The 11,442-nt window shown below is 55.1% G+C and carries 8 protein-coding genes; all 8 read right to left on the reverse strand.

The features are described 5' to 3' along the window. Nucleotides 1-51 precede the first annotated feature (51 nt). The 8 genes from AO242_RS14110 to AO242_RS14145 all read right to left on the reverse strand — a co-directional run bounded on the left by AO242_RS14110 (nucleotide 52) and on the right by AO242_RS14145 (nucleotide 10,857). Nucleotides 52-930 carry an ABC transporter ATP-binding protein gene (locus AO242_RS14110; RefSeq protein ID WP_027898470.1) on the reverse strand — a complete coding sequence of 293 codons (879 nt, stop codon included), beginning with the start codon at nucleotides 928-930 and terminating at the stop codon, nucleotides 52-54. Nucleotides 931-945: 15 nt separating this feature from the next. Then, nucleotides 946-1,842, reverse strand: a complete 897-nt coding sequence (locus AO242_RS14115) for a TauD/TfdA dioxygenase family protein (RefSeq protein WP_099269195.1) — start codon at nucleotides 1,840-1,842, stop codon at nucleotides 946-948. 294 nt (nucleotides 1,843-2,136) lie between these two features. Next, nucleotides 2,137-2,919, reverse strand: a complete 783-nt coding sequence (locus AO242_RS14120; RefSeq protein WP_099269196.1) for a MetQ/NlpA family ABC transporter substrate-binding protein — start codon at nucleotides 2,917-2,919, stop codon at nucleotides 2,137-2,139. 193 nt (nucleotides 2,920-3,112) lie between these two features. Continuing rightward, entirely contained in the window at nucleotides 3,113-4,312 is a 1,200-nt protein-coding gene (locus tag AO242_RS14125) for an RHS repeat-associated core domain-containing protein (protein ID WP_099269197.1), read from the reverse strand. Continuing rightward, entirely contained in the window at nucleotides 4,309-7,752 is a 3,444-nt protein-coding gene (locus AO242_RS14130; RefSeq protein ID WP_141562216.1) for an RHS repeat protein, read from the reverse strand. Before AO242_RS14130 ends, AO242_RS14125 begins: the two co-directional genes overlap by 4 nt. Nucleotides 7,753-7,914: 162 nt before the next feature. Beyond that, entirely contained in the window at nucleotides 7,915-8,856 is a 942-nt protein-coding gene (locus AO242_RS14135) for a hypothetical protein (protein ID WP_099269199.1), read from the reverse strand. A gap of 375 nt (nucleotides 8,857-9,231) precedes the next feature. Then, the gene (locus AO242_RS14140) at nucleotides 9,232-10,182 is read right to left on the reverse strand and encodes a sigma 54-interacting transcriptional regulator (RefSeq protein WP_099269200.1); all 951 of its coding nucleotides are present in this window, start codon (nucleotides 10,180-10,182) and stop codon (nucleotides 9,232-9,234) included. A gap of 93 nt (nucleotides 10,183-10,275) precedes the next feature. Beyond that, complete coding sequence (locus tag AO242_RS14145) at nucleotides 10,276-10,857, reverse strand: alpha/beta hydrolase (RefSeq protein ID WP_099269205.1); 582 nt, start codon at nucleotides 10,855-10,857, stop codon at nucleotides 10,276-10,278. Nucleotides 10,858-11,442 lie beyond the last annotated feature (585 nt).

The raw sequence follows: 11,442 nt of genomic DNA on the forward strand, positions 1-11,442 counted from the left end.
GCCAGGAAGATCGCCTCGCGAACAAGTTCGCTCCTACCGGGGTTGGCGGTGTTAATAAGCGATCCGGATGTCCTGGAAATTCAGCTCGCGGTCGACCGCCTGCTCTTCGCCTTCATCGAACAGCAGCCGGTGGATACGCTGGGCGGTGTGCTGGAAACCAACGCCGCCGAGGCTCTTCAGGTCATATTGATGGCTGTTGATTTCAGCGCGAACCCGGCCCGGATGCGGCGACAGCAAAAGGATGCGGTTGCCCACAACCAGTGCTTCTTCAATGGAGTGCGTGACGAACAGCAGGGTGAAGCGCACTTCTTCCCACAGCTCCAGCAGCTCTTCCTGCATCTTGCGACGGGTCAAAGCATCAAGAGCGGCGAACGGCTCATCCATGAGCAGGATTTTCGGTTGCATTGCCAACGCGCGGGCAATCGCCACACGGGCTTTCATGCCGCCAGACAAGGTGTGCGGGTAGGCATCGGCGAAGGCACTCAAACCGACTTTTGCCAAATAATAGTGCGCGCGCTCAAGTGCCTCCTTGCGCTTCAAGGTGCGCGAGGCCAGCAGCGGGAAAATCACGTTTTCGATGACGGTTTTCCAGGGCGGCAGTTGGTCGAACTCCTGGAACACCACGATGCGGTCCGGGCCTGGCTCATGAACTTCGGTGCCCGCCAGACGAATCTGCCCCTCGCTGGGTTTGATGAAACCCGCCACGGCCTTGAGCAAGGTGGATTTGCCGCATCCCGATGGGCCGAGCAGCACGAAGCGATCCGCCGGATCCACTTCAAAGCTGACTTGATGAGTCGCCCGCACTACACGCTCGGGCGTGCGGTATTCGAGGCTTACATTCTGGACTTGCAGCAGGGCTTCAGCAGCGGGCTGATCGACCTGTTGCGCAAGCGAGTTTGCGCTAGCCGTGTGGCTTTGCAGAACAGTCATTAAAAGCTCCCGGAATTAGAACGGCGCATCGCCCTGGATGGTTGTGCGATGCAGGCGGCGACGCAGATGGTCAGACGTGCCGCCGGCCAGGTGGATCAGCGAGCGGTTGTCCCAGAAGACCATGTCGTTGTGTGCCCACTTGTGGCGATAGACCCCTTCAGGGCGCACGCTGTGGGCGTACAGTTCGTTGAGAATCTGCTGGCTCTCGTCTTCCGGCAGACCGACGATATGCGTGGTGAAGCCTTCACTGACGAATAGCGCTTTGCGACCGTTTTCAGGGTGTGTGCGCACGATCGGATGGCTGACCACAACGACTTGCGCCAGTTGCTCGGGAGTCAGGGTTGGCCGCCAGTTTTGAGCGTTGTGCCCGTCGCGGTAGCGCGAGGTGTAGCTGTGCACGGCAGAGCGGCCTTCAACAGCTTTGCGCAAATGCTCAGGCAAGGTGTCCCAGGCCAGGTGCATGTTGGCGAACAAGGTGTCGCCGCCTTCGCTTGGCAGTTCTTGCGCGTAGAGCATCGAGCCGAGGCTTGGCAGCTCCTTGTAGGAAAGATCGGAGTGCCAATACTTGCCCGCGTCGCCCAGGCCCAGCGGCTGACCGTTTTCCACAATGTTGGAAACGATGAGGATTTCCGGGTGGTTGGCGAGCAGGAACTGTTTGAGCACGTGGATCTGCAACACGCCAAAACGGCGGCTGAAGTCGATCTGCTGTTGCGGGGTGATCTGCTGATCGCGGAACACCACGACGTGGTAATCCAGATGCGCGCGATGTACGCGAGCGAAATCGGCGTCATTCAGCGGTCGGGACAGGTCGAGCCCGACGATCTCTGCGCCCACGTTGGCGGCGAAAGGACGCACTTCAAACTGTTGAGATGCAGCTTGAACGGGTGATGACGCGAGAGACGCTGACGACATGGCTCGGACTCCAGAAGACTGGTGGTAATGAGCCACGACTTTATAGGTATAAGAATCGAAATTTAAATATCGTTATTGCATATGGATAGTCCGGATTGAGCTAGGGGCTAGATCCGCTGACTTTAGGAGCGCGCTTGCCCGCGATGGGCTGCGCAGCAGACCGCTGTTGACGCCAAATGAAGGTCCTTCGGCCCTTATCGCGGGCAAGCGCGCTCCTAACGATATTTACCAGAAACAAAAACGCCGACGCTGTTGCCAGCGTCGGCGTTGGGGATCACATGTTCAGCTCAGCAATCAGAACGCTGGCAGTACCGCGCCTTCGTACTTCTTGTTGATGAAGTCTTTAACTTTCTGGCTGGTCAGGGCCTTGGACAGTTTCTCGATAGCGTCGGTGTGAGCGTTATCGGAACGGGTCACCAGGAAGTTCACGTAAGGCGAATCAGCACCTTCGATGATCAGCGCGTCTTTCTTCGGGTTCAGCTTCGCTTCCAGCGCGTAGTTGGTGTTGATCAGCGCCAGATCAACCTGGCCCAGTGCGCGTGGCAGTACGGCCGATTCCAGCTCGCGGAACTTGAGTTTCTTCGGGTTGGTGGCGATGTCTTTCGGAGTCGCCAGTGCGTCGGTCGGGTTTTTCAGTGTGATCAAGCCATTTTTCTGCAACAGCAGCAGGGCACGACCGGCGTTGCTGCCTTCGTTAGGGATGGCGACGGTTGCGCCTTCTGGCAGGTCAGCGATGTTCTTGTACTTGGTGGAGTAGCCACCGAACGGTTCAACGTGTACGCCAACACCGGTCACCAGCGTTGCACCTTTGCCTTTGTTGAAGCCATCCAGGTAAGGCTTGGTCTGGAAGTAGTTGGCGTCCAGACGCTTTTCATTGAGTTGTACGTTTGGCTGCACATAGTCGGTGAACACCTTGATTTCCAGGTCCACGCCTTCTTTAGCCAGGTCAGGCTTGATCAGTTCAAGGATTTCCGCGTGAGGAACTGGCGTAGCACCGACCACCAGTTTCTCGGCTGCTTGAGCCACGCTTACCGAAAATACGGCCGCCAGAGCGGTCAACAGCAATGTCTTTTTCATGCAATGTCCTTAGAGAAAATCGAGGTCGGTCTGTACGACAGCTCTTCAATGAGTTGCCCCCGGACTGCTGGCGCGGTCGGGGGCGTGGAACGGACATTACCGATATTTTTTATTCCAATACAATACTTTTTTATCAAGTACTTATGCTTTTTTGTAGTTATCCGCCAGGAAGGCTCCAGCCGCCGAGCGCAAATCAAAACTCGCGTAGCGCCTGCATTCGATCCTGATCAGCAGTCAGGAAGTCGCCTGGTTTGATATTGGTTTGCCCCGGCCCTTGCGCGCCCTTATCGGTATCGCCGCGCACAAAGGCGTCGAGTGTGGAGGGAGCTTCGTCAGACTGGCCGGTAGAGGGTGAGTATAAGTACGGGATGCCGTTCTCCTCTACATAAGTGGCTCCCTTTACGGCACGTCCAGCCCATTTGGCGTAACCAAAATATTTCGGCATACCGGCATCCAGCAGTTCCAGCGCTGCCGCTGTTCTTTTTGCACCTCTCCCAAGCTTTGCCAAGCTACCAGCACTTTTCACTCCCTGTACGCCAATGGGTTGTCCAATGGCCTGGAAAGCTGCCGAGGGAGTCGCTTTGAAAAACTTGCCCACAGCTCGAGCAGTGCCCGACCCAGCAAGCTTTGCCGTATAGGGGGCCGAAAATGAAACAGCCGCAAGACCAAGACTGAGGTAGCCCAGGATAGATCCCGCTTTGGAAGTGGGTGCTAATAGGCTCGTCACCTCCCCCGCGATGCTCAGTACCTCCGCGCCAATGTTGAGTGCCGCCGCCACAATTAGTGGACCTGTAAGAGGGGCCGAGGAACCAAGGGTAGCGACCGTAAGAGCAATGGCAGCGACCGAGATCACGATCCCCAAAAGCTTCCTCCAGGAAAAATGCCCCGTCGGATCAGTCATGTTGACTGGGTCACCCTCGCAATAGGCGTAAGGATTAACGCCACCAGAATCGAACGGGCTCATGCTATCTGGGCTGTGGAAGCGCATCAGGACCGGGTTGTAAGCTCGATATCCGTTGCCCAGCAAATAACAGCCGGTCACCGGGTCGGGTTGCTCGCCGTTAAAGCCCAGCAAACTTTGCAGCCCGCCTACGACGGCACTGCCACCATACGGAGTGTAAACACTGCGCTGTATCTGATTGCCCGTGACTGACTGTAAAACGCTGCCTTGCTGGTCGCAGCCCAACAGGCTGTTCACTATGGAGCTACCCGAGTGGGTCGACTGTGCCAATACGTAGCCGCCCGACTCCAGCACGCTACGTTGCTGCTCGCCCTCCAGTTGTGTGGCGATCCGGCCATCCCGATAAACTCGCGTGCTGGCAGGAGCGCCCACCGGCTCGACACCGATCAAGCGATCCAGAGCGTCGTAGCGATAACTGATCAACTGATTCATGCTTGTGCCTCCGAGACCGATTCAAGACGGCCCAGGTCGTCATAGTTCAGGTGGCGACGGCGCTCATCATTGAGCTGATTACCGTCCCGGTCGTAAGAAAATCTGGCTTGTTGCGCTGCATAGTCCGGATGACTATGGCGAACTTGGCTTAGTTGGGTTTTATCGAAGTTCTCATATTCGTAAGTAGCGATGTTTTCGCCACCCGCGAACACGGTTTTCAACTGGCGGATGTTATCGAGTTCATCGAACAGATAGTCCTGCATAAGAATTTCTTTCCCTGCCGCATCCACCGGTAAATGCAGGCCGGCGCACTCGTAGTGCTCTAGACGACCACGCGAGTCATAGGCAAATGACTCATCACGCAGCACGGTGCTCCCGCGCAGCAAGAGGCGTCTGATGAGCTTGTCTTTATTGTCGAATTGTTGGGACAGTTCTTCCGGCTGACTGGAGTCAACCGTCAGCACCCGACGCACCTCACGGCCGAAGTCGTCATATTCAAGTTGCGTGACAAGTGTGCGTTTACTTTGGCTATCGACCGTTTCGATTTTGCTGACACGCCCGAATGAGTCATAGCTGTAGTCCGCTGTGACAGCCCCCCTTACGACCTTGGCAATCCGACACAGCGCGTCATAGTGGGTGATCTGTTTAACGCCCGATGCATCTACATATTCCAGTGGCAAGCCTTTAAGCGAGGTGCGATGCGTGGCATTCAGTGTGCCCTGAGCTTCAGTTATCTTGTCGTTTTGCAGCTTGCCGGACGGCAGGTAAATGCGCTGCTGCTGGTTACCTGGGCAGGAGGCCTGAATCAATTTCGCGTGCGCATTGTCGTAGCGGAAGCTGGCAGCGAGACTGCTGTCACCGGCAACTCTACGCTCAGTCATCTGATTATTCAGTGACGGGTCATATTGATAGGAAATGACTTTACCGCTGGCTTTGACATGGGTAGCCGGGTTTGGCTGAGCCCCTACGTACGTGAAGATTTCAGTGCGTCCACCGACCGTGATGCTGGTCACTCGCAACAGGCCGTCGTAGGTACGCTCGCCTGCCAGATATTCATTGACCCAGATATGGGTCGCCAGGTCTTCCGTACTACGTCGCAAGAATGCTCTTTTGATCCGTGTGCCGTCGGGCAATTGCGTGATGACCAGGCGATCAGCAAAGTCGTACACGAACCTGGTCGTACGTCCTTGAGGGTCAATTTGCTGAACGCATCGCCCCAGGCCGTCGTAGATATACTCTGTGGCGCCACATGAAACACCTTTGCGATCAAAGCGTTCGACCGTATCGTTTTTACCAAATAAGTTTTTGCTGACGACCGTTTTACCAGCCTGATCAATACCCTGAGTCTGGACGAGCGTGACTGGATCGAGTCGATCGTGACTGATGACTCCATCCGGGCCGATGGTCGAGACGCGATTACCCCAATCGTCATAGGTGTAACGGGTCTTCAATTGAACAGCTTTGCCGTCGAGCCAGTCAGTGCTGGTTTCTTCAACCAACTGGCCAAGTCCATCGTAGTTAGCGCTGTAAACGGCACGCATGGGTTGACCGACAGCGTCGATGTCCTGAACCTCAACGGCAATTTTTCGATTCAACCCGTCAAGCCGTGTCAGCGTTTGAGCACCATTGGGGGCTGTGGTGCGCGTGGACACCTCGTCAGCCAACGTGTTTGCCAACTGGTAGGTGTGCGTTCTGGAAACCTGGCCGGGGGTTTCAGGTGCCAGCATCTCAGAGGTTTTGCGCCCTAACCGGTCATAGATCGTTTCCAGGGCAACGCCCATCTGTTCGACTACTTTTACTTCTGCCCCGGTCAAAACGTTCTGCAAAACGGATTGGGTGCTGACAGTGCGATCCTTGGCCATCAAGGTAGTTTGCGTACACAGAGTGCCGCCCTTTAACTCATAACGATATTCCATAATCGTACTGCTGCCTTCAACCGTCTCGATCCTGCGCTTGACGCGACCCAGGAATTTGCTTTTGGAGTCGGCTTCATAGTGTCGGGCGATGGTCATCAGTGGCGTTATTTGCCCGCCCTGAAATAACGACTCTTGCTCCAGTGCCAAAAAGCTTCCCCGCTCGGGGCTGGCCGATGGTAGTTCGGTGTAGCGGTATTGGGTGACAAGTGTGGGTGCGGGGGCGCAATCAGCTGCGGGTATCAATGTCTTGCGCTTGAGCCAGCGCTCCGATCCAAAAGCATCCGCCGGACAGCCGTCGGATGCTCCTGGCGAGTAATAATCGAAAACCTCTGTAATCCCGGATGGCGACACTTTTCTGCGGATGTTGCCCATTTCATCGTAGTCAGTCAGCGTGGTTTCCGTGCGGATGACACCGGGTTTAGCAGCATCAAGCCAGGACACCTCAACCTTTGCGGGCAACTGGAAATTTCCAGGTTGATTCTCAAAGCTCTGCCCTGTTCTTGCATGATATTCGGTAAGGGTGCGCACGGTTTTGCCGTTTTGATTGACCGTCTCCTCAACCTGCAAATGAAAGCGGTTGTAGACACGTTTGGTTCTGCGCGCAACACGCGCACTGGACCCGACCCCCAACATCAGGTCTTCGTTAATCTCGTACTCATAATTACCCGCTGCCCGATAAAGGTTATCGCCGTCGTTTCGCCAAGGAGCGCCGGACCCGTTACCCAGATAATTACGGCTGGAGTAACTGTAATTTCTGGTTATCTGGGGCTGGTTCGAGCGAGGAAATGTGACGTGGGAAGCGACCGCCGGTAAAGTCCTGACCGGGGCTCCGGCCGGCAACCGTAACTCCATAGCCCTATAAGTAATTTGCTCAACACCCCCAGTGGGCAATTCGAGCCTGCTGATTAGCCGCAGGCCACCCACAGATTGATAAGTGAAACGCCATGACGCTGCCTTACCATTTTCAAGCGGCAGGGTGATCTTGGTAAGCTCATTACTCTGAATCTGAAGAGTAAACACCAGTTTGTCCGTGGGGCTGTCAGGCCAGAGGGAGATACTGGAGACTCTCGATGAACCGTCAAGCACATCGACGGTTAATAACGTCTGACTTTCATCTCGAATCTCACGCAGCATCCGCCGACCGCCGATGACACGGTATGAGAAATTTAAAACCCGGCCTTCGGGAGAATAGAGTTTTGAAATCGTCCACTCCTCCCAGTTGAGCGCCGGGTTAGACAGTACCTCTACGACCCCTGATTTGTGCTCGATAATCAACTCATCACCGACGCGACTGGTTTTTAAGTCTTGAACTTTTTTATCAGCGATGACGAACAGGCCCGGTGCAGTATTGGCAAGATAGGTTGCGCCGTTAAACACATTCAGTTGCCGTGTGGTACGGCTATACCGGGTTAAGGGCATCGACCATCCTGTACCAAAGCCCATGTTAGCGTTGCTGAGCCCATTGAAGGAAATGGACAGTGGAAGAGAGGGACCGCTTAACGCGTTGGCCAGTAAATCAGACAACGACAAATTGCAACTGTACGTGCCTGTTCTGGGGTCAACTCCAGCATTGATAAAACTTAGAAAATTATACGCATTAGAATACACGTGAGGCCTACCTTATAATTATCGTCCAGCCATTGAAATAACAAGCGGCGTGCCCAGCTAACTGGGCACACCTAAAACTCAATACAGTTCTAAACGACCGTCCACACGCTCTGGGCTTACAATACGAAACCGAAGAGTATGAGAGTTTCCGTACATATCGATAGCGGTGATCGTCGCATTTTTTACTTTTCCAGGAGAAAGCCAGCGATCTCTAAATGTAACTATTGCAGGCTGCCCCCTGAGGGGTGTTATGCCGGTAACAGAGGTCGGTGCATCCGGTGGACGAGGAAGGAGATATGTAATCCTGTTAACGCCTGGCGCCATGTAACCCGATATCATACCCACGCGGGTTACGGTGGCGCTACCTGCATGATATCCAACGCCAACGGGTGAGACACTGATGCTTCTAAATTCGATGTTCACACCATTATCATTGAGCACGAGAGGGATATAATCCAGCCTCCCCCACCGTCCCAACTCCATCGTATGAACAATCTCGAACTTGTACCTGTCTACTGGGTAAGTCGTCGGCCGAAGAGGGGTAATCGTCATATAGCCCTCGCCATGGCCCCGCGAATCAAACTGTATGCCATCGTCGCGCTCAACGGTAAGACTCACAGTTAACGGTACCTGGCGAACAGTACGAACATAGAGATCTACATAGTGCGTATTCCGACTTTTTACCGAGGGCTCTTCATACGCTAGCTGTTGGGAGGAAGTCGGAACATAGTCATAACCGTCGAGATTGGCATCAGACCAATCCCAGCCCTGTTCCTGTGTCACCGGTTGGGGCTTGCCTGACACTGGCCTCCGGTAATGTATCGCCGCCCCACCATGATGGTTGACCAACTTAATAGAGCGCAACTCTTTCTCGCTCAAAACAACCGGATGATTATTTATGTCAACGGCTTTGATAGCGACTCGTAACTTTACAGCCTGAAGACCGTTCCAAAACAAACGTCCCCCACCTGCTGCGCTGACGACCGTGAATGTTTCCAATGAAACCCATTTTTCAGTCATGTAAACTCCTTGTAAACCCTAAAAAGGGAACTTATTAAATTCATAGTTAAAATCAACGACGCCAGCGTTAGCCTTACTAGCATCAACTGGAACCCTCGTAGTAAAAGAGCAACTATCCCCGCTCTTCAACACCAGACTGGTTTAAATAATTTTTAGTGTCTAGCGTACGAAATAGAAAGTAATAAACAGTGCCTAAAAAATGGAACTTACCGCAAGTTCAATGGCAAAATCACAACAACTTATCGGGGATAAAGAGTCGCTATCTGTAGGACTATTTCCCGATCTCTGAAAGCTCTCTAGCGCCTAGTTTTCACCCCAAAAAAAAACGCCGCATCCCTGCCAAGGATGCGGCGCTGAGGAACCGGGGGTTGTGGGCTAGCGAGCGAGATCATCCAACCGGGAATCGACCGCTCCTAGCACCCGTTGCAGTGCAAAGAGTTGCTCAACCTTTGCGTCAAGGAGAAGCTTTCCTACAAGCTGTTCCACTTGCGCAAGCGGGTCGACGCTGGCAGGCAGGTTCAGGTGCTCCGGCAAGATTTCGTCGCCACTGCTGACCAGCAGCGCAAAGTGAATGACGTTCTCTAGCTCACGGGTGTTACCTGGCCAGTAATGGCCCTCCAGGACTTGCTGCGCGGCTTCGCTGATCAGCGGGACAGCCAGGTTCAAGCGCTGGCTATAGATGCCGAGGAAATATTCGGCCAGCGGCAAGATGTTGCCCGGCTGCTCGCGCAAAGGCGGCAGTTCCAGATGGCCTTCGCCGAGGTAGTGAAAAAGCCGCTCGTGGAATTTGCCAGCGGCCACGGCTTGGGCAAGATCGATGCTGGTTGCAGCAACCAGTCGCACGTCTACCGGGCTGGGTTGTTGCGCGCCGACGCGGGTGACTTCGTGATTCTCCAGGGCGGCCAGTAACTTGATCTGGATCGGTAACGGCAAGTCGCCTATCTCATCCAGATAAAGCGTGCCTCCATTGGCTGAGCCGAACCAACCCGCGCGGCTGCTGGCCGAACCGCTGTGGGCACCGGCGGCATAGCCAAACAGTTCGGCGTCGGCATAGGTCGGGCTGATCGCGCCACAGTTGACCGACACGAACAAGCCGGTGCGGTCGCTGCCGCGATGAATGTGCCGAGCGAGCAGTTCTTTACCGGTGCCGGACTCGCCTCGAATCAGCACTGGCAGAGCACGAGGCGCCAATTGCTCCATTTCTTCACGTAGTTGCCGCGAACGCGGATCGATGAACACCAACGCTTTGGCGCGAATACTCAGCGGGCTTTTTTCGGCATCGGGGAAGGTCAACAAGGGCTGACCGAAGGTTTCGTTAAGACTCATGGCAAACTCCCGCCCGAGCCTTGCGACGGCTCAAGCGCTAAAAAACAAAGTGGATCGGTGAGGCAAGCGCGATACGTCTCGCGCTGCGTAAGCTCATGCGCGACGCAGTGCGTGTTGTTCCATTCGGCTCTGCAGGCGGTACAGGTAAGCGAAGCCTTGCTCCCAGCGGCGATGTCCTGACTTGGTATTGATATGCCCGGCCTGGCTGAGAATGCCGGTTTCCGCGCCCCAGTCCCGCGCCATCTCAAGGGCCCGCTGAGTGCTGACCGCCGCGTCGTTATCCGAGGTGACAATCTGGGTCGGGAAGGGAAGCAGATCTTTAGGGATTGGCGCGAAGTTACGCAACGCAGGCGAGCAGGCAGGCCGCTCGACGTCAGCAGGCGCGACCAGCAAAGCGCCCTGCACCTGCCGCAGCGACTCCAGCGGAGCCAGCCGTGCCCAATGCGCTACGGTTATGCACCCCAGACTATGAGCAATCAGAATCACCGGCGTGCTGTCCGCCGCGATACTGCGTTGCAGCTCGCCAACCCAGTCTTCGCGACGCGGCTTGAGCCAATCGGCTTGTTCAACACGCGTGCTGTTTGGCAGGCTGTTCTGCCAATGGGTTTGCCAATGCTCATCGCCTGACCCTTGCCAGCCTGGCACGATCAAATAGCGGATCGACTCGTTATGCATGGGGTCAGCCTCCTGCATGGGTGCGTTCATTGAGCGCAGTATAAGGAGGTGACATATATTCGTTAAGGAATAAGAAGCTATCAACCAATATCCAAAAAGAATATGCAAGACAAAAAAAAAGGGATTGTCCCCTGCCTAAGGAACAACCCCGATAAAAACTGCGATATGCGTGCCCGCCATCAGTGGGCACGGTTGAAGGTACTCAAGATTTGTTACAGATAGACGACTTTGCCTCTATCAAAACTAGCTGCTCCATAACACCGCGCTGTCTCGCATCAAACCGCGGACCTGTAGGTGCACCGCGAGGTCGCGATGGCCTCCACCCCCGTAGGACTGGCTTTAGCCGGGAGAGCGGTGGTTCTGGCGAAGAAGGTTTGGCGGATGTTCCGACGTCCTCCCGGCTGAAGCCGNCTACGGGGTCCTGCAAACCGTAGGACCGGCTTTAGCCGGGAGAGCGGTGGTTCTGGCGAAGAAGGTTTGTCGGATGTTCCGACGTCCTCCCGGCTGAAGCCGGTCCTACAGGGTCCTGCAAACCGTAGGACCGGCTTTAGCCGGGAGAGCGGTGGTTCTGGCGAAGAAGGTTTG

The organism is Pseudomonas sp. ICMP 561 (assembly GCF_002699985.1).
GTDB lineage: Bacteria > Pseudomonadota > Gammaproteobacteria > Pseudomonadales > Pseudomonadaceae > Aquipseudomonas > Aquipseudomonas quasicaspiana.